The 19,145-nt window shown below is 67.5% G+C and carries 18 protein-coding genes; 11 read left to right on the forward strand and 7 right to left on the reverse strand.

Annotated elements, in window-relative coordinates:
• Positions 1-32 precede the first annotated feature (32 nt).
• Positions 33-1,076 (forward strand): ornithine cyclodeaminase, encoded by a 1,044-nt coding sequence (locus KHC19_RS07195; protein ID WP_281418543.1) that lies wholly within the window; start codon positions 33-35, stop codon positions 1,074-1,076.
• A gap of 71 nt (positions 1,077-1,147) precedes the next feature.
• Positions 1,148-2,107, forward strand: a complete 960-nt coding sequence (ctlX, locus tag KHC19_RS07200) for a citrulline utilization hydrolase CtlX (RefSeq protein ID WP_213351658.1) — start codon at positions 1,148-1,150, stop codon at positions 2,105-2,107.
• A 67-nt stretch (positions 2,108-2,174) separates the two neighbouring features.
• Here ctlX and KHC19_RS07205 read toward each other — a convergent pair whose 3' ends face one another.
• Together KHC19_RS07205 and KHC19_RS07210 are read right to left on the reverse strand one after the other, a co-directional pair.
• Complete coding sequence (locus tag KHC19_RS07205; RefSeq protein WP_213351659.1) at positions 2,175-3,131, reverse strand: arginase family protein; 957 nt, start codon at positions 3,129-3,131, stop codon at positions 2,175-2,177.
• Positions 3,132-3,185: 54 nt separating this feature from the next.
• Positions 3,186-4,265, reverse strand: coding sequence for an Ldh family oxidoreductase (locus tag KHC19_RS07210; protein ID WP_213351660.1), 1,080 nt, complete (start codon positions 4,263-4,265; stop codon positions 3,186-3,188).
• A gap of 165 nt (positions 4,266-4,430) precedes the next feature.
• Here KHC19_RS07210 and KHC19_RS07215 point away from each other — a divergent pair, with 165 nt between their 5' ends.
• The 8 genes from KHC19_RS07215 to KHC19_RS07250 all read left to right on the forward strand — a co-directional run bounded on the left by KHC19_RS07215 (position 4,431) and on the right by KHC19_RS07250 (position 12,299).
• Entirely contained in the window at positions 4,431-5,219 is a 789-nt protein-coding gene (locus tag KHC19_RS07215; protein ID WP_213351661.1) for an ABC transporter ATP-binding protein, read from the forward strand.
• Between the two features lie 30 nt (positions 5,220-5,249).
• Positions 5,250-6,023, forward strand: a complete 774-nt coding sequence (locus KHC19_RS07220) for a transporter substrate-binding domain-containing protein (RefSeq protein WP_213351662.1) — start codon at positions 5,250-5,252, stop codon at positions 6,021-6,023.
• A 107-nt stretch (positions 6,024-6,130) separates the two neighbouring features.
• Complete coding sequence (locus KHC19_RS07225) at positions 6,131-6,823, forward strand: ABC transporter permease (RefSeq protein ID WP_213351663.1); 693 nt, start codon at positions 6,131-6,133, stop codon at positions 6,821-6,823.
• Positions 6,824-6,833: 10 nt separating this feature from the next.
• Positions 6,834-7,529, forward strand: a complete 696-nt coding sequence (locus KHC19_RS07230; RefSeq protein ID WP_213351664.1) for an ABC transporter permease — start codon at positions 6,834-6,836, stop codon at positions 7,527-7,529.
• A 54-nt stretch (positions 7,530-7,583) separates the two neighbouring features.
• Positions 7,584-9,071: an aldehyde dehydrogenase gene (locus KHC19_RS07235; protein ID WP_213351665.1), complete on the forward strand. Its 1,488-nt coding sequence runs from the start codon at positions 7,584-7,586 to the stop codon at positions 9,069-9,071.
• Positions 9,056-10,327 (forward strand): Zn-dependent hydrolase, encoded by a 1,272-nt coding sequence (locus KHC19_RS07240; RefSeq protein ID WP_213351666.1) that lies wholly within the window; start codon positions 9,056-9,058, stop codon positions 10,325-10,327. The genes KHC19_RS07235 and KHC19_RS07240 overlap by 16 nt, the downstream gene beginning before the upstream one ends.
• Before the next feature lie 9 nt (positions 10,328-10,336).
• A complete protein-coding gene (locus KHC19_RS07245; protein WP_213351667.1) occupies positions 10,337-10,918 on the forward strand; it encodes a cupin domain-containing protein in 582 nt (193 codons plus the stop codon).
• Positions 10,919-11,039: 121 nt separating this feature from the next.
• Positions 11,040-12,299: a cysteine desulfurase-like protein gene (locus KHC19_RS07250; protein WP_213351668.1), complete on the forward strand. Its 1,260-nt coding sequence runs from the start codon at positions 11,040-11,042 to the stop codon at positions 12,297-12,299.
• Positions 12,300-12,560: 261 nt separating this feature from the next.
• Here KHC19_RS07250 and KHC19_RS07255 read toward each other — a convergent pair whose 3' ends face one another.
• From KHC19_RS07255 to KHC19_RS07275, 5 genes are all read right to left on the reverse strand, one after another.
• Positions 12,561-13,412: a helix-turn-helix transcriptional regulator gene (locus KHC19_RS07255; protein WP_213351669.1), complete on the reverse strand. Its 852-nt coding sequence runs from the start codon at positions 13,410-13,412 to the stop codon at positions 12,561-12,563.
• Between the two features lie 125 nt (positions 13,413-13,537).
• A complete protein-coding gene (locus tag KHC19_RS07260) occupies positions 13,538-14,848 on the reverse strand; it encodes an NtaA/DmoA family FMN-dependent monooxygenase (RefSeq protein WP_213351670.1) in 1,311 nt (436 codons plus the stop codon).
• Positions 14,849-14,936: 88 nt separating this feature from the next.
• Positions 14,937-15,716: an amino acid ABC transporter ATP-binding protein gene (locus KHC19_RS07265; RefSeq protein ID WP_281418544.1), complete on the reverse strand. Its 780-nt coding sequence runs from the start codon at positions 15,714-15,716 to the stop codon at positions 14,937-14,939.
• Positions 15,713-16,429 carry an amino acid ABC transporter permease gene (locus KHC19_RS07270; RefSeq protein WP_213351671.1) on the reverse strand — a complete coding sequence of 239 codons (717 nt, stop codon included), beginning with the start codon at positions 16,427-16,429 and terminating at the stop codon, positions 15,713-15,715. Before KHC19_RS07270 ends, KHC19_RS07265 begins: the two co-directional genes overlap by 4 nt.
• Before the next feature lie 21 nt (positions 16,430-16,450).
• Entirely contained in the window at positions 16,451-17,308 is an 858-nt protein-coding gene (locus tag KHC19_RS07275; RefSeq protein ID WP_213351672.1) for a substrate-binding periplasmic protein, read from the reverse strand.
• Between the two features lie 368 nt (positions 17,309-17,676).
• On the opposite strand from KHC19_RS07275, the gene KHC19_RS07280 reads away from it, so the two are divergent.
• On the forward strand, positions 17,677-19,053 hold the full coding sequence (locus KHC19_RS07280) for an LLM class flavin-dependent oxidoreductase (RefSeq protein ID WP_246548334.1): 1,377 nt from the start codon (positions 17,677-17,679) through the stop codon (positions 19,051-19,053).
• Positions 19,054-19,145 lie beyond the last annotated feature (92 nt).

Genomic DNA, 19,145 nt, shown 5'->3' on the forward strand with positions numbered 1-19,145 from the left:
ATCGCTTCATGCTCGCGAAGGGAGATCATGCGATGGTCCGCTACATCGGGGTCGAGAACGTCACACGGCTGGTCCGCGCCATCGGCGTCGAGCCCTATCTGGTCGGCCTCAGCCGCTATATCGAGGACGATTTCCGCCGCTGGCCGCGCTTCGACAAGGTGCCGCGCATCGCCAGCCATTCGCCCGATGGGGTGATCGAGCTGATGCCGACCAGCGACGGCACGCTCTACGGCTTCAAATATGTCAACGGCCATCCGGCCAACACCCTCGCCGGGCTGCAGACGGTGACCGGCTTCGGCGTCCTGGCCGACGTCGCCACCGGCTATCCGCAGCTGCTGGCGGAGATGACCGTCACCACCGCACTGCGCACCGCCGCCACCTCGGCGCTGGCTGCCCGCTATCTCGCGCGGCCCGAGGCGCGGACGATGGCGCTGATCGGCCTCGGCTCGCAGGCCGAGTTCCAGGCACTCGGCTTCCACGCCATCAACGGCATCGACCGTCTCAGGGTGTTCGACATCGACGAGGCGGCGACCGCCAAGTTCCTCGCCAACATGGACGGAAGGGACCTCGTCATCGAGGTCGCCCGCAGCGCGGAGGCCGCGGTCGAGGGCGCCGACATCATCACCACCGTGACCGCCGACAAGCGCCGCGCCACCATCCTCTCCGACAACATGGTCGGGGCCGGCGTCCACATCAACGCGGTGGGCGGCGACTGCCCGGGCAAGACCGAGCTGCAGCGCGAGATCCTCATGCGCGCCGACATCTTCGTCGAGCTACCCGAGCAGACCCGCGTCGAGGGCGAGATCCAGCAGCTGGCGCCCGACCATCCGGTCACCGAGCTGTGGCGGGTGATCGCCGGCGAGGTGCCCGGCCGGCGCTCGCGCGAGCAGATCACCCTGTTCGATTCAGTCGGCTTCGCCATCGAGGATTTCGCGGCACTGCGCCATCTGCGCGACCTGGCCGACGAGACCGGCTTCTACCAGGACATCGACCTCATCCCCGCGCCGCGGGACCCGCGCAACCTGTTCGGCCTGATCAGCGCGACCGACCACGCGCTGGCACCTCTCGAAGCGTGACGACCATGGCCGCTGCTGCCACGCCTTCCCCCGCCCCCTCCCCGCATGTCGCGCCAATGAACGTTGCCTCGATGCTTTCCATTCCTTTGAACGCCGTCCCTTCGCCGAAGCTGTCCGTGCAGGCGCCGCGCAGCGTGGTGATCATCCGCCCGCACCATTTCACGCCCAACGAGGCGACGGCGGCGGACAACGCCTTCCAGACCTGTCCGCTGACCGGCACCCGCGAAACCATCGCCGACGCCGCCCATCGCGAGGCGACCGGGGTCGCGGCAGCGCTGGAACATGCCGGCATCACCGTGCATCTGTTCGAGGACGAGGGGACGGAAACACCGGATTCGGTGTTCCCCAACAACTGGTTCTCCACCCATACCGGCGGGCATGTCGCGCTTTATCCGATGTTCTCGCCGAGCCGCCGGCGCGAGCGGCGGCATGACGTGATCGAGATGCTCAAGCAGCGCTACCGCGTGCAGGACATCATCGACTACTCCGGCCTCGAGCAGGACAGCGTCTACCTCGAAGGCACCGGCGCCATGGTGCTCGACCATATCGAGCGCGTAGCCTATGCGGCGCGCTCCAACCGCACCAACGAGGTAGCACTGGAGCGGTTCTGCACGCATTTCAACTTCGAGCCCGTGGTCTTCGACGCGGCGGACGCGGCCGGGCGGCCGATCTACCACACCAACGTGCTGATGTGCATCGGCACCGACTTTTGCCTGATCGGGCTCGACACGCTGCGCGAGCCGCGCCGCCGCGCCGAAATTGCCGGGCGCCTCGCCGAGACCGGCCGTACGGTGATCGATCTCAGCCATGAGCAGATCGGCGACTTCGCCGGTAACGCCATCGAGCTGCATGGCCGGCAGGGGCGCATCCTCGCGCTCTCCGCCCGGGCGGCGCGGGCGCTGCGGCCCGACCAGATCGCGGCGCTGGAACGCTCTGTGAGCATCCTGCCGCTCGACGTACCGACCATCGAGATGGCCGGCGGCTCGGTGCGCTGCATGCTGGCCGGCATCCACCTGTCGCCCCGTGGCTGAGGCGACGACCCACACCTTTAAGGTCGCGCAGGCGGCGCCCCTTGCGGGCGCCGCCTTTCGTGCGTCGTCAGCGCGCCGCCGCCTGCCGCGCCAGCACGCCGAGCGCGGTGGTGATGAGGCGGGCGAAGTTCAGCGCCCCGAGGCCACCGACGTCGCGCTCCGGCATGAACTCGACGAAGTTCATCGCGGCGATGCGCCCGCGCCCGGCCGCGCCTTTGATCAGGTCGACCATCTGGTAGTAGTCCAGCCCGCCGGGACAGCGGCCGATCACGCCGGGCACCAGCGCCGGGTCCATCACGTCGGCATCGGTGGTGACGATGATGTTGGAGCCTTCCGGGATCAGGCTGAGCGCCATCTCGACGCCCTGCTTGTGCAATTCGTAGCCGGTGATGAACTTCACGCCCCAGTCGAGCGCGTCCCGATAGTCCTGCGGGCGCGCCGAGCCGATGGAGCGGGCGCCGACCTGGACGATGCGCTCGATATGCGGCATCTCCGAAGCGCGGCGCATGGTGGAGGACAGGCCCTGCCGCTCGCCCATATATTCGTCGCGCCAGTCGATATGCGCGTCGAGCTGAAGGATGGTGTAGCGCTCGCCGCTGTCGCCCAGCGCCTCCAGCACCGGGATCGGGATGGAATCGTCGCCGCCGAGCGTCACCGGCACCGCGCCCTTCGCACGGATGGTGCGGATGGCGTTGCGGATGATCTCGCGATTACCGGCGCCGTCGGCCTCGTCGAAGGGCAGGTTGCCGCAATCGACCGCCGCGAGCTCCCGGCTCGGGAACACCTGGCCGCCGAGGTCGAAGTCGTGGTGCCAGAGATTGGCGGCGAGCGGCACGGTCGCCTCGCGCAGCGCGTCCGGCGCATGGCGGCAATAGGCGCCGACCGCGCTGTAGGGGCTGGCGCAGGGCGCGCCGATCAGCGCGACCGGGGCCTTCAGGCTCTCGAGATCGGCGCAGGCCTCGATCCCCATGAAGGTCGAGGCGGTGGAGCCGAACAGGGCGGCGAGATCGGGTTTGTCGGTCATGGAACGAAGCCTCGGAACGGAAGTGAGGGGCGGCAAGTGATGGCTGGCGGGCGTTCAGCCCGGATGGGCGTCGGTGGCAAGGACGATGCCGCGCTTGCGGGCCGTCGCCTCGACCATCGCCCATTCCTCGTCGCGCAGGCGGATGCCGTTGGCGCGGTAGTCGCGCTCGGTCGCCGCCGCGCCGCCTCCGGGAAGGCGCACCGCCTCGAAGCCCTGCGCCGGGCGTGCGCCGGTCAGCGTGGCGATCATCCGGTCGGCGGCTGCGGCGAAGGCGGCGGGATCCTGGAAGCGGGCGACGTCGATGGCGATGAAGCTATGGGCGTAGTAGGCGGCGCGGCCGGTGGGATCGGCCGGGCGCTCGCCCTGCCAGTCGCGCTCGCCGCTGAGCAGGGCGGAGAGCAGCTCGACGATCAGCATCATGCCGAAGCCCTTGGGGCCGGCCGGCAGCAGGGCGCCGGACATGCGCGATTCCCGGTCCATCACGTCGAGGATGACGCGGAGCGGATCGTCGGTATAGACGCCGTGCTGGTCGACCACCGCCTTCTCGTCGAGGCGCTTGCCGTCGCGGGCGGCGAGCACGACCTTACCCATCGAGCCGGCGCTGGTCGCCATGTCGATCACGATGGGGTCTTCCTTGCCGCTCGGCACCGCGAGCGCCAGCGGGTTGGTGCAGAAATAGGCGTCCCGCCCGCCCCAAGGGGCGACCAGCACCGGGCCGGTGCTCATGGACAGGCCGATCATGCCGCGTTCCAGCGCCTGCAGCGCGTAGTTCGAGGCCATGCCGTAATCGCCCGAACGCTTGACCGTGACGAAGCCGATCCCGGCGGCTTCCGCCTTGGCGATGGCGATCTCCATCGCCTTGTGGCCGACGAAGTGGCCGCAGCCGCCATGCCCGTCCACCAGTGCGGTGGCGGCGCTCTCGCGCTCGACGGTGAAGGGACGGGCGAAATGCAGCGCGCCGGCCTCGTACAGCTCGTCGAGATAGGGCAGCAGCCCGATGCCCTGCGTGTGGTGGCCGCGCAGATCGGCCTTCAGCAGGCCGTCGGCGAAGATCCCCGCCTCCTCCGCGCCGGCGCCGTGCCAGCGGGCGACGTCGGCATAGAGGCGGCGCAGATGATCGATCGAGATACGCATGGAGACGGCCCGGCTGGAGGTATCGGTGCGGCGGACCCGCGCTCGATATGCCTTATGTGAATATTTTTATCCTATGTGTCAACAAACTTGACATAGAGGATAGACGAATGCGAATTGTCCGAAACGGAGCGGCGAATGCAGAGTGTGGACAAGGATAGCGACGGAATGGGCGGCCCGCGGAACGGAGCGGTACAGCCGATCATCGCGGCGGACAGCATCTGCAAGGATTTCGGCCCGCTCGCCGTGCTGCGCGGCATCTCGCTTCAGGCCGCCAACCACGACGTGATCTCGATCATCGGCTCGAGCGGCTCGGGCAAGAGCACCTTCCTGCGTTGCCTGAACCTGCTGGAGATGCCGACCAGCGGCAGCCTGCGCATCTGCGGCGAGGACATCGACCTGCACCAGACGCCGCAGGGCATGGTCGCCGGCGACAGGAAGCAGGTGCGGCGCATCCGCTCCTCGCTCGGCATGGTGTTCCAGGGTTTCAATCTCTGGTCGCACATGAACGTGCTGGAGAACGTCATGGCCGCGCCCGTCCATGTGCAGGGCAAGAGCAAGGCCGAGGCGCGCGAGAAGGCCGAACACTATCTCCAGCGCGTCGGCCTCTACGAGAAGCGCGACGCTTATCCTGCCTTCATGTCCGGCGGCCAGCAGCAGCGCGCCGCGATCGCCCGCGCGCTCGCCATGGAGCCGGCCGCCGTGCTGTTCGACGAACCGACCTCGGCGCTCGATCCCGAGCTGGTCGGCGAGGTGCTGAAGGTCATTCGCGGCCTCGCCGAGGAAGGGCGCACCATGATCGTGGTCACCCACGAGATGGCCTTCGCGCGCGACGTCTCCTCGCAGGTGCTGTTCCTGCACCAGGGCGAGGTCGAGGAATCCGGTCCGCCGGCGCAGCTCTTCCGCGAGCCGCGCTCGGAGCGGCTGAAAGCCTTTCTGACACGGGCCGCCGTCTGACGCGGCTCCAAATCACCACAGGGGACCACCATGAAAAAATATCTGGCGCTCGGCGTCGTCCTGTCCGGCCTCGCAGGGGCCTTCGCCGGCCCGGCGGCGGCGCAGGACAAGACCATCGTCTTCGCGACCGAGGCGGCCTACCCGCCGTTCAACCAGCTGACCTCGGACGGCAAGATCACCGGCTTCGACGTCGAGATCGGCATGGCCGCCTGCGCGAAGATGAAGCGTAAATGCGAGTTCGTGCAGCAGGACTGGGACGGCATCGTCGCCGGCCTGCAGACCCGCCGCTACGACGCCATCTTCTCCTCCATGGGCATCACCGAGGAGCGCAAGAAGCAGCTCCTGTTCACCGATCCCTATTACCGCCCCTCCGCCGCCTTCGTCGGCAAGTCCGACGTGAAGGTGGACTTCAAGGACCCGGCGCTCGGCGGCGCCACGGTCGGCGCGGTGCCCGGCATCTACGAGTGCTACGTGAAGAAGGCCTATCCCAAAGCCAACCTCACCGTCTATCCGAACTCGGACGCGCTCTATCTCGACCTGACCTCGGGCCGCCTCGACCTCGCCTTCAACGGCCAGGTCGCGATCAGCAACTCCTTCCTCAAGGGCCCGGACGGCAAGGGCTTCGCCATCGCCGGCGAGCCGGTGCGCGATATCGGCTGCCTCGGCGAGGGCGCCGGCGTCGCCATGCGCAAGGACGACACCGAGCTGAAGGCGGCGCTGGACAAGGCGTTCAAGGAGATGCGCGCCGACGGCACCTACAAGACGATCAACGACAAGTACTTCACCTTCGACATCTACGAGTGATGCCTTCGCCGGCGTGCCCTCGCGGCGCGCCGGCCGTTCCCGCTCCTGAGCGTTCCGCCTCCCCGGGGCGTCCGCGAGGCCGATCAGATGCAAGGTTTGACCGCCCGATGAATGTGCTCGCCGACTTCCTGCCCATCGTGCTGCGCGGCATGCTGGTGACCGTGGCGCTCAGCCTCGGCGCGATGGTGCTCGCCACCCTGATCGGGCTCGTCGCGGCCTGGGGACGCCTCGGCGGGCCACGGGCGGTGAGGGGGATCGTGCTGGCCTACACCGTGCTGGTGCGCGGCATGCCGCCGCTGGTGCTGATGCTGCTCATCTATTTCGGCGGCCAGACCGCGATCAACGCCGCCGCCGACGCCATGGCGCTCGATCCGGTGCAGATCGACCCGTTCACCGCCGGCGTGGTGTCGATCGGCATCATCTTCGGCGCCTATCTCACCGAGACCTTCCGCGGCGCCTATCTCGCCATCCCGCAGGGCGAGATCGAGGCGGGCATCGCCTTCGGCATGCCGGCCGCCACCCTCGCCCGCGTCGTCATCCTGCCGCCGCTGATGCGGCTCGCCTTGCCCGGCTACTGGAACATCTGGCTGACGCTGGTGAAGTCCTGCGCGCTCGTCTCCGTCATCGGCCTGCAGGATGCGGTCTATGCCGCGCTGTCGATCGGCCGCTCCACCCGCGAGCCCTTCACCTTCATGCTGGTCGTGATGGCACTGTACCTCGCCTATACCGGCCTGTCCGACCTCGCCTTCCGCGGCCTCGGCAAGCGCCTCGCGCGCGGCACCCGCGTCGTCCGGGTGTGAGGAGGGATCGATGTACGCCTTCGAGGTCGTCTTCGACCATCTCCCGCTCTTCCTCACCGGCCTGCGCAACACGCTGCTTTTGCTGGTGCTCTCGGCGATCTTCTCCTTCGTGCTGGCGGTGCCGCTGGCGCTGGTGGTGACGCGCAGGGTGCCGGTCGCCACGCCGATCATCGAGACGGTGAGCTACGTCTTCCGCGGCACGCCGCTGATCGTGCAGGTCTACCTGCTCTATTACGGCCTCGCCCAGTTCGCCTTCATCCGGGCGAGCGTGCTGTGGCCGTGGCTGCGCGAGGCGTGGACCTGCCTCCTGATCGCCTTCACGTTCGGCACCTGCGCCTATCTCATCCAGATCTTGCGCGGCGCCATCGAGGCGGTGCCTCATGGCGAGGTGGAGGCCGCGCGCGCGGTCGGCATGACGCCGTTCCAGACGCTGCGCATCGTGGTGCTGCCCAACGCCTTCCGCCGCGCGCTGCCGAATTTCGAGAACGAGCTGATCTTCCTGCTGCACGCCACAGCCATCGCCAGCCTGGTGACGGTGATCGACCTCGTCGGCGCCGGGCGCAACTTCAACACCATCTACTACTTCACCTATGAGGGCTTCGCGATCGCCGGCCTGCTCTATCTCGCCATCGTCGGCATCCTGCGCCTGTCCTTCGCCCTCCTCGAAAAGAGGCTGCTCGTCCACCTGCGGCGGGCCGGCATCTAGCCGCGCCGCCGCCCCCCGCCGGCCGTGCGCGGCCGGCCTCGAAGGGACACGATCATGTTGAAGACGCCGTCCGACTGGCGCGCGCTCGCCGCCGCTCTCCCGCTCCGCTCGCAGGCCTTCATCGACGGGCAGTACCGGCCGGCGCGCGACGGGCGGACCTTCGAGACCGTCAACCCGGCCACGGGGACGAAGATCGCCGACATCGCCGCCTGCGACGCCGCCGATGTCGATCTCGCCGTGGCCGTCGCCCGCCGCAGCTTCGAGGCCGGCTCCTGGTCGCGCCGCGATCCGGCCGAGCGGCGCAAGGTGCTGGTCCGCCTCGCCGACCTCATCCTCGCCCATGCCGAGGAGCTGGCTTTGCTCGAGACGCTCGACATGGGCAAGCTCGTGCGCGATTCCGCCACCCTCGACATCCCGGGCTCGGCGGAGGTGTTCCGCTGGTATGGCGAGGCCTGCGACAAGCTGAACGGCGAGGTGGTGCGCGCCGGCGACGGCAGCTTCGCGCTGATCGACCACGAGCCGGTGGGCGTGGTCGGCGCCGTGGTGCCGTGGAACTTCCCGCTGAAGATGGCGGCGTGGAAATGCGCTCCGGCGCTCGCCGCCGGCAACAGCGTCATCCTCAAGCCGGCCGAGCAGTCGCCGCTCACCGCGCTGCGCCTCGCCGAACTGGCCGCCGAGGCCGGGATCCCGGACGGCGTGTTCAACGTGCTGCCCGGGCTCGGCCACGAGGCGGGGCAGGCCATCGGCCTGCATGAGGGCATCGACTGCGTGGCCTTTACCGGCTCCACCGAGATCGGCAAGAAGTTCCTCGCCTATGCCAGCGCGTCCAACATGAAGCGCATCTGGCTGGAATGCGGCGGCAAGAGCGCCAATCTCGTCTTCCCCGAGGCCAGGGATCTCGACCGCGCCGCCGGCTTCGCCGCGCAGGGCATCTTCTTCAACCAGGGCGAGGTGTGCTCGGCGACCTCGCGGCTGTTCGTGCACCGCTCCATCGCCGAGGAATTCACCGCGCGCCTGCTCGAAAAGGTCGACGCCTACCGCCCCGGCGACCCGCTCGACGCCGCCTCCGGCATGGGCGCGCTGGTGACCGAGGAACACACGCAGCGCGTGCTCGACTACATCGCCATTGGCCGGCAGGGCGCGACGCTCGCCTGCGGCGGCGAACGGGTGCTGGCCGAGACCGGCGGCTGCTTCGTCGCCCCGACCATCTTCACCGACGTCGATCCCAATTCGCGCATCGCCCGCGAGGAGGTGTTCGGCCCAGTGCTGGCCGTCTCCACCTTCGCCGACGAGGCCGAGGCGATCCGGCTCGCCAACGATTCCGTCTACGGCCTCGGCGCCTCGGTGTGGACCGACGATCTGAGCCAGGCGCACCGCGTCGCGCGGGCGCTGCATGTCGGCTCGGTCAGCGTCAACACCGTCGACGCGGTCGACGTGCGCACGCCCTTCGGCGGCGTGAAGCAGTCGGGCAGCGGGCGGGACCTCTCGCTGCACGCCTTCGACAAATACACCGACCTCAAGACGACATGGATCTCGCTGTGAACCTGCGTCCCGATCTGCCGCGCCTGACCGATGGCGAGCGGCTGTGGTCCGACCTGATGGCCATGGCCAAAATCGGCGCGCTGGCGCATGGCGGCTGCTGCCGCCTGTCGCTGACCGACGAGGACCGGCAGGCCCGCGACCTGTTCGTGCGCTGGGCGCGCGAGGCTGGCTGCGAGGTGCGCGTCGATCCGTTCGGCAACATCTTCGCCACCCGCGCCGGGCGGAGCGCGGACGCCGCCCATGTGCTGGTCGGCAGCCATCTCGACACCCAGCCGCATGGCGGGCGCTTCGACGGCGTGCTCGGCGTGCTGGCCGGGCTCGAAGTGGTGCGGGCGCTGAACGCGGCCGGCATCGAGACCGAGCACGCCGTCACCGTGGTCAACTGGACCAATGAGGAGGGCGTGCGCTTCTCGCCCGGCCTCACCGGGTCCGGCGGCTTCGTCGGCGCCATCCGCGCCTATGACACCGCGGCGGTGACCGGGGTGGACGGCGTGCCGTTCTATCCCGAGTTGCACCGCATCGGCTATGGCGGCGCGGCGCGGCTGACCTCGCGCCTCGCCGGCTATTACGAGCTGCATATCGAGCAGGGACCGGTGCTGGAGGGCGCGGGCGCGACCATCGGCATCGTCGAGGGCATCCAGGGCGTGCGCTGGCTGGCGGTCGAGCTCGCGGGCGAGGATCGCCACGCCGGGACCACCCCGGCCGCCGACCGCCGCGACGCCTTCATGGCGGCGGCCCGGCTCGCGATCGACGCCCGCGCCGCCGCGCTGGCGCTCGACAGGGACTTCCGCATCACCTTCGGCCGGGTCGGCGTCGAGCCGGGCTCGATCAACACCGTGCCCGGCCGGGTGACCATGAGCGTCGACCTGCGCCATTCCGACGTCGACCTGCTCGACCGCGTCGAGAAGGAGATCGTCGAGGCGGTGGCGGCGCTCGCCGGCAGCGAGGGCACGAGGGGCACGGTGACGCGAGCCATGGATGTCGCGCCGGTGCGTTTCGACGCGGCGATGCAGGACAATATCGAGGCCTCGGCCTCCGGCCTCGGCATCGCCAGCCAGCGGCTGCCGAGCGGCGCCATGCACGATGCGAGCAACCTCGCCCGCATCGCGCCGAGCGCGATGATCTTCGTCCCGTCGCGCGGCGGCATCAGCCACAATGAAAGCGAATGGACCGATCCCGCGCAGGTCGCGGACGGCTGCGAGGTCTTGGCACGCGCCGTGCTGCGCCACGCAACGGGGAAGCTGGTCCCGCACTGAGGGAAGACGATGGAAACGCCGGACGCGAATGTCAGGATTGGCGCGAAACTCAAGCATGCGCGGCTGCTGATGGGGCTCAGCCTCGCCGAGCTCGGCCAGAGGGTCGGCGTGACGGAAGGCTTCCTCTCCAAGCTGGAGAACGGCCGCTCGCAGGCCTCCATCGGCACGCTGCACAAGCTGGTCCAGGCGCTCGACACCAATATGAGCGCCCTGTTCGCCGAGGCGCCGGAGGGCGAGGCCGCGGTGACGGTGGTACGCGCCGGCGAGCGCCCGCGCCTCGAGGCCGGGCATGTACGGGCCGGCAACAATGTCGTGCTGGAGCGCCTGGTGCCGCACCGGCCGGACCAGCTGCTGCAGATCAACATCCATGTCATCCCCGCCAAGGGCGGCAGCCCGGATTTCATCAGCCATGGCGGGCAGGAATTCGGCTATGTGCTGGCCGGCGCCTTCACGCTGGTGGTCGACGGATATGAGCGGCAGATCGGCGAAGGCGACGCCTTCTATTTCGATTCCTCGCTGCCGCACGGCTATCGCAACGACAGCGAGGTCGAGGCGCGGGTGCTGTGGGTGAACACCCCGCCGACCTTCTGAGGGCAGCGGCGCAGGACGGGGCCGAAGGAAGGCAAGCTTAAATCCTTTCAGGAAAGTATCTTGACTAAACGGGACGGGGTTCCTATTCAGGAGACGCTCCCTCCTCAATGCGAGAACGCTCATGGCCTATGATGTGCAGGATGTCCGGCGCCAGTTCCCGGGTCTCGCCCGTGAGCGCGACGGCAGGTCCGTCGCCTTCCTCGACAACCCCGCCGGCACCCAGGTGCCGCTCTCGGTGGTCGACCGCATGGCGGCGGCCATGCTGCACACCAACGCCAATCTCGGCGGCTCCTTCGACACCTCGATCGAGGCCGGCGAGATGGTCGCGCAGGCGCACCGCGCCGCCGCCACGCTGCTGAACGCCGCCGAGACCGGCGAGGTGTTCTTCGGTCAGAACATGACGACGCTGACCTTCGCCATGTCGCGCAGCATCGGCTCGCTGCTGCAGGAAGGCGACGAGATCGTGCTGTCGCGCATGGACCATGACGCCAATGTCGCGCCCTGGCTGATGCTGGCCGAGGACAAGGGCCTGGTGGTGCGCTGGCTCGACTTCTCGCCGGAGACCTACGAGTTCGACCTCGCCGACCTCAAGGCGCTGATGACCGAGCGCACCCGGCTGGTCGCCGTGTGCTACGCCAGCAACATCACCGGCACCATCAACGACATCGCCGGCATATCGAGGATCGCCCACGAGGCCGGCGCGCTGGTCTATGTCGACGCGGTGCAGTACGCGCCGCACGGCCTGATCGACGTGCAGGCGCTGGGCTGCGACTTCCTCGTCTGCTCCGCCTACAAGTTCTTCGGGCCGCATTACGGCGTGTTCTGGGGCCGGCGCGAGGTGCTGGACCGGCTGCGCGCCTACAAGGTGCGCGCCGCCTCCAACGAGGTGCCGTGGCGCTTCACCACCGGCACCACCAATCGCGAGCAGCTCGCGGGCGTGCATGCCGCCATCGACTACATCGCCGGCCTGTCGCGCTTCGACGCCGCCGCCCCGGGCACGGCGAGCCTGCGCGAGAAGCTCGCTTCCGGCTTCAAGGTGATGAAGCAGCACGACGACATGCTGACCCTGCGCCTGATCGAGGGGCTGAAGCCGTTCAACCGGGTGCGCGTGCTCGGCATCACCGATCCGGCGGCGTTCGGCCGGCGGGTCTCGACGGTGAGCGTCTATGTCGAGGAGGCCTCCTCGGCCGAGATCGTGAAGTCCTGGAGCAGCGAGGGCATCCAGGTCTGGAGCGGCCACAATTACGGGCTGGAGCCCAATCGTCACCTCGGCCTTCTCGAAAAGGGCAGCGGCATCCGCATCGGGCCGGTGCACTACAACACGCCCGAGGAGATCGACCGCGTGATCCGCGCCATGGATTCCGCGCTGAACCGGCGGTAATCGTCGCCGCGTCTCCCGCCCGTACGTTTAGTCCGGTGGGAGAGGCAGCCATGCCGTGATCCACCTGCAATGTGAAAACCGGCCTGCGCACCTCGTGCTCACGCCGGCTTATCATCGTGGCGGCAGCCTACAAGGCCGGCCCGTTGTCAACTCTGCGGAGGCGAGGTCGCGCCGATCCAACCCGTTCATCGAGCTCGACCGGCCCCACCTTCCAGAGCGGGCCGGCCGCACGGTTGCACGCTGATCGCGCCCGGAAGCCGCCTAGTTGTAATGGCAGCGACGCATGTGCATCGTGAAAAGCTCGGCCTGGGACGAGATCGACAGCTTTCCGTAGAGACGCTTGCGGTGCACCTTCACCGTGTGCTGGGAAATGCCGAGCCGCAGGGATATGGACGGGTTGGTGTATCCGCCCAGCACATGTGAGGCGACCTCGATCTCGCGTTGCGTCGCATGGAACTCGCGCATCCATAACAGATCGATCGCCGATACCGCGGGGCCCTGCTGCACCGCCGCGGGCTGATCGGCCGGGCGTCCGCATCGGGACACGATCATGGCGTGCTGGCGCACGAGGGCGGCGATCAGCGGCTCCATGCTGTTGAGGTCCGCGATCAACGACCCGTCGAACCGGTTTGAGCCGACGCAGCGCCCGAGCGAGATGTGCACCGTATGGCCCCGCTCGACGGGGCATAGCAGGCCGATCTCGTCGATGAAGGGAATATCCTTGTAGTAGGATTTGAAATAGGCGCTGTCGTTGAAGTCCGAGCCCGACAATTCGCAGCAGCGGCTGACCCCGATGGGCCGGTTTTCCAGCGCCGCCCGGTAGAAGGGATCGAGACGGTAGGCCTGCTTCACGTAGAAGCGGCGGAAGCGGTCGGGATTGATGATCGAGCATCGCTCGAGCACCGTTGGCTCTTCCTCGTCCCGGAACGAGAGAATGACGCAGCTGTTGAAGCGGGCGATCTCGTAGAGCGCGTTCCGTAGCGCCAGATGGAAGGCGGGCGTTCCCAGCTGGTCCACTACTCGCCCGAACATTTCGGGGGAACGCATCAGCGCGTCACCCTGGACGGCAAAAGGTGAAGTCGGCCCATCCCCCCGTCTCCGATCCGTCATCATGCAAGCCTCACAGCCGGAATGCCCGGAGCGAAGCAAGAACGGGACCATCGATCCGGGGCACCGCACCGGGCATCGGGCGGCTGGTCCGGCGCTGCCTCCGCAGCCGGTCGCATTAGAAGGGTCGTCTAGAACTCCAGCAGATTGTCGCGGAAATGAGCATGGCCGTAAGCCTTCCGCATCAGGCCACGCTTCTGCAGCGCCGGCACCAGGCCATCCTCGATCTCGGCAACGGTACGGCGGTGAAGGTTCGGCAATGAGAACAGGAAGCCGTCACCGCCGACCGCCTGCATCACCTCGCCCATCTGCTCGGCCACATCGTCCGGCGAGCCGAGCAGTTCGACCGCGTCCCCGTCCTGGGTGAAGGAGGCGATCGCCTCGCGCAACGTCTTGTTGCCCGCCTGCCGGATGAAGTCTTCCAGCAATTGCTGGTGCCCTTCCGTGGTCAGATTGCCCACCGGCTGGTCGAGGTCGAGCTTGGTGAAGTCGATATTGGTGATCTTGCCGAGGAAGGCCAGCTTCAGGTCCGTCTGGGCGGCGGCTCGCGCCCGCCGCTCCGCCTGTATCAGGCGCGCCTCGGCCATGCTGCCGGCGATGATCGGCGTGACCAGGAACATGATCTTGCAATGGTCGGGGTTGCGGCCCGCCGCCACCAGGCGCGTGCGCACGTCGTCGCGATAGGCTCGCATGTCGTCGACACCGACGACGCTCGTCACCACCGTATCGGCATGCTGGGCCGCGAACTGCCGTCCGCGCGGCGAGCCACCGGCCTGCGCGATCACCGGCCGTCCCTGCGGGGCGGGTCCGCAATTGAGCGGGCCACGCGAGCTGAAATATTTGCCCTTGAAGTCGATCTGGCGGACACGCTCATGGTCGATGAGGATGCCATTGGCCTCGTCGGCGACGATGGCATCGGCATCCCAGGAGTTCCAGAGCTGCTCCACGCAGTCGATATATTCGTCCGCCATGTCGTAGCGCAGGTCGTGCTTGGTCAGTTCCTCATGCCCGTAATTCGCGAAGGCAAATTTGGAGCTGCCGGTGACCATGTTCCAGCCGGCCCGCCCGCCGGAGACCTGGTCGAGCGTGGCGATCTGCCGGGCGATCACGAAGGGGTGGTGGGAGTAGGTGGAGAGCGTCGGCACGATGCCGATATGGCTTGTCACCGCCGTCATGAGGCTGGCCACCACGGCCGGGTCCTGCCGCGGGACGGAGATGCCGTTACGCAGATAGATCTCGCGCGACCCGCCGAAGCTCTCGCCGATATAAGGGCCGTCTTCCAGCAGGATGTAGTCGAAGCACGCCCGTTCCAGCGCCCGGGCGACGTCGAGGAACAGGTCCGGCTTCATCCAGGTCTCGGCGATGCGTCCCGTCCAGGGCGTGTTCCACGCCTGGATGCTGGAGCCCTGCAGGAACAGGCCGAGGTGAAAAGGCTGCGACATGACGAGCATTCCCAAATTCTCAGATGAAGCGAAAACCTGCCCAGGAGGCGTCCGGCGCCGGTCGGGAGGCGCACGGGCAGATCGGGCCTCAGTGCAGGATGGAGCGGATGAACGCCGCGAGACGGGGATTTTCGGGAGCGTCGAAGATCCGCTGCGGAGGTCCCGATTCCACGATGGCGCCATCGGCGATGAAATGCACCACGTCGGCGAGGCGCCGGGCAAAGCCCATCTCGTGGCTGACCACGACTAGCGTCATGCCCCGCTCCGCCAAGGCGCGGATGGTATCGAGGATGCCGGCGACGAGCTCCGGGTCGAGCGCGGAGGTCGGCTCGTCGAACAGGATGAGCTTCGGTTGCATGGCGAGCGCACGGGCTATGGCGACGCGCTGCTTCTGGCCGCCCGAGAGCTCGTCCGGGTAGCGGTCGGCCTTGTCGGCCAGGCCGACCTCGGCAAGGAGCCGCTCGGCATCGGCGATCGCTTCGTCGCGGCGACGGCGCTTCACCATGACCGGGCCTTCGATAACGTTCTCGATGACCGTGCGGTGGGAGAATAGGTTGAAGTGCTGGAACACCATGGGCATTTCGCTGCGCGCGGCGCGTAGCTCGCGCTCCGGCGCCACATGGAAGACGTTCCCCTCCTCCCGGCACAGATGGCGCCCGTCGAACATGATCTCGCCGGCGCTGGGGGTTTCGAGGAAATTGATGCAGCGGATCAGGGTCGACTTGCCGCCGCCCGACGGACCGATGACGAAGGAGACCTCGCCCGGGCGCACGGTCAGATCGACGCCCTTCAGCACGTCATGGGCGCCGAACGATTTGTGCAGGGCCCGCACCTGCAGCAGGGGCTCCGGCTGGGTTTGGAGGATCATGGCATCACCGCGGGCTGGGACGCGAGAGCGCGCTGGGAACGGCGTCCCCGGCGCAGGTGACGGGGCGTCAGCCGCTGCTCGACATGCTGCACCAGCCGCGCGGCGACGAAGCTCATCACGAAATAGATGATCGCCACCATCATATAGACTTCCATGCTCTTGAACGTATTCGAGATGACGATGGTGCCGTTACGCAGAAGTTCATTGACCGAAATGAACGACACCAGCGACGAATCCTTCAGGAGCGCGATGAAGTAGCCGCCGATCGTGGGCACCGCGATGCGCAGGGCCTGCGGCAGGATGATCCGGCGATGGATCATGAAGCCGGACATGCCGATGGAGAGCCCGGCCGCGCGCTGCCCCGGATCGATCGACAGAATGGCGGCGCGGAACACTTCGGAAAGATACGCCGCGAGGTTCAGCGCGAGACCCAGCACGCCGGCCCAGAAGGCGGGCAGGAACAGGCCGATGCTGGGCAGGGTGAAGTAGATCACCAGCAGCTGCACGATCAGCGGCACGTCGCGCCAGATCTCGACATAAGCCGCCAATGGCCATTCGAGCCATTTGCGGCCGCTCAGCCGTCCCAGCGCTACCGCCAGCCCCAGCACGAGCCCGAGGGCCATGCTGAGGAAGGACAGCTCGAGGGTGACGATCGCGCCCTCGAGCAGGAAGGGAAAGTAGCGCGGGATCAGGACAAAGAAGAACTCATACATACCAGGCCTTCTCCAGTCGCCTCACTTGGTCGTCTTGGCCTGGTAGTCAGCCCATGCGCCGTACTTCTCGAGGATCTTCTTGCGGGTGCCGTCCGCATCCATCGCGGTGAGGGCATCGTTGACGGCCGCGAGCAGCTCCGGGCATTCCTTGCGGACGCCGATCGACGTGCCGCCGAGGATGTAATCCGCCTTGCTCTCGGCTTCCGCCCATTCCGGCTTGGAACGGTAGAACAGCGGCTCGCCGAGCGTGCGCAGATCGTTCATCGCCTCGATCTGCGCCTGCAGCGTCGCCTGATCCATGATCACCGCATCGACCTGGCCATTGCGCAGGGCGAGGAAGGGCGCGCCGAAATCGTTGAAGTCCTGCACCTTGGCGGCCTTGCCCTGGTCGACGAGATTGTGGGCGTTCACCGAGTCCATCGTGCCGAGCGTCGAGGCGAGCGTCTTGCCCTTCAGGTCGTCGATCGTATTGATCGGCGAGTCCTTCGGCACGATCACGTAGTCGTAAAGCAGGAAATAGGGCTTGGAGAAGGTGATCCCGGCCCCCTGGATGCGCTCCTGGGTCGCCGCCATGCCGGACAGGATGATGTCCCACCGGCCGACCTTGAGCCCCGGGATCAGCGAGGTCCATTCGGTGATCACATAGTCCTGCTTCGGCACGCCGATGCGCTTGCCGATTTCCTGCAGCAGGTCCCATTCGAAGCCGGCATAGGTGCCGTCCTCGTTCTTCCAGACGAACGGCTTGGTGCCGAGCAGGCCGTTGCCGGCGGTGAGGACGCCCGCCTTCTTGATGTCGTCAAGGCACGTGGCCCGCGCACCCGAGAGGGCCGAAACGAGGATGGCGGCCGCGAGGGCGACCTTTCCGATCGATATGCTCATGCTGCGAAACCCCTGGTTGATCTCGTTATTGCGCAGGCGTGGAGGCACCCAGCGGATGCAGAATCCATGCCGGGGTATTTCGCCGGTCCGGGGCGGTGAAGAACAATAACCCCACTTAGGTACGTCCCCTTGCGCGAGACATTCCTGGCGACGGAGTGGCGGGTTTGCCCTCGAAGCCTCGTACCGGAACGGCGCTGTTGGACCGAGTCTTGCCTAGCTTCCGTGGTGGTTGGCCGCACCGTGGAGCGGGGACGTCACGATCCGTGAACCCTCGATGCGGACCAATCTTTCGGAAGCGGTCGTGCCGAGCGCCGCCGCATGTGGAAATCCGCCCGGCGGGCGGATGTTGATCGGGGAACGGAAGCAGGATGTCGTCAGGCAAGAAGATGGTTCTCGGCGGCCTGTTCGAAGCGAACGGCTATCATTCGTCAGCCTGGCTGTTGCCGAGCGCGGTCGACACGGCGCCGACCGATGTCGAATACTTCCAGCGGATTGCCCGGCTTGCCGAGGAGGGCAAGCTGGATTTCTTCTTCCTGGCCGACACGCCGGCGGCGCGCACCGAGAACCTCGACGCCTGGACGCGCGGGCCGCTGTACATGAACATGCTGGAGCCCATCACCCTGCTGACCGCGATTGCCGGGGCGACCTCGCATATCGGGCTGGGCGCCACGGCCTCGACCAGCTTCTACGAGCCCTACAATGTGGCGCGCCTGTTCGCGTCGCTCGATCACATCAGCCATGGCCGTGCCGCCTGGAACGTCGTGACCTCGGCGAACGACTTTGCCGCCCGCAATTTCGGCCTCGACCGACTGCCGCCGCACGACAAGCGCTATGCGAAGGCACGCGAATTCTTCCAGGTGGTGCGCGCCCTCTGGGACACCTGGGAGGACGACGCCTTCATCCACGACAAGGCGAATGCGCGCATGTTCGACCCGGGCAAGTTTCACGTCCTCGACCATGAGGGCGAGTTCTTCCGGGTGCATGGCGGCCTGAACATGGCCCGCCCTCCGCAGGGCAGCCCGGTCATCTTCCAGGCAGGCGCGTCCGAAACCGGCAAGGAATTCGCCGCTGAGACGGCCGAGGTCGTCTTCGGAACGGGCGCGACGCTCGACGAGGCCGTGCAGTTCTACGGGGACCTCAAGGGGCGCATGGCGAAGTTCGGGCGCCACCCGGACGAGTTGAAGATCCTCTCGGGCGTTTCCATCGTGGTCGGCGACAACGAGCAGCACGCCCGCGAGAAATGGGCCGCCTGGCAGGACGCCGTACATATCGACATCGGCCTCATGTACCTGAAGACCGATCTCGAAACCGACCTGTCGGACCTGCCCTTGGACGAGCCGGTGCCGCCGAGCCGGATCCCCGCGGGGTCCAACCATCACCAGGTCTATTTCGAGGAGATCGTCGGGCTGATCCGGCAGGGACTGACGCTGCGCGAGGTCTGCAAGCGCTACAATCGCAGCAAGGCGATCTTCTTCGGCGACGCCGTTCAGGTCGCCGACCAGATGCAGGCCTGGGTCGAGGCCGGGGCATCCGACGGGTTCATGATGGCCTTCCCGGTGCTGCCGGACAGCCTGACCGAGTTCACCTCGCAGGTCGTGCCCGAGTTGCAGCGGCGCGGCCTGTTCCGCCGGACCTATGAGGGCGCGACCTTGCGCGACAATCTCGGCCTGCGGCGTCCGCCCAATCGCTACGCGGCGGCCCGCCACGCTGGGGTCGGCGTCCCGGTCATGGCGATCGATGACTGAGCGCGCGGGTACCGATTCGTGGGTATGGCCCGATCGATCCCGTTGATTTTACATCGGCCTCGGAATTGAGCGCCCAGGCGAGCCGGAACCTG

Origin of the sequence: Ancylobacter oerskovii, assembly GCF_018390555.1 — a bacterium.
GTDB lineage: Bacteria > Pseudomonadota > Alphaproteobacteria > Rhizobiales > Xanthobacteraceae > Ancylobacter > Ancylobacter oerskovii.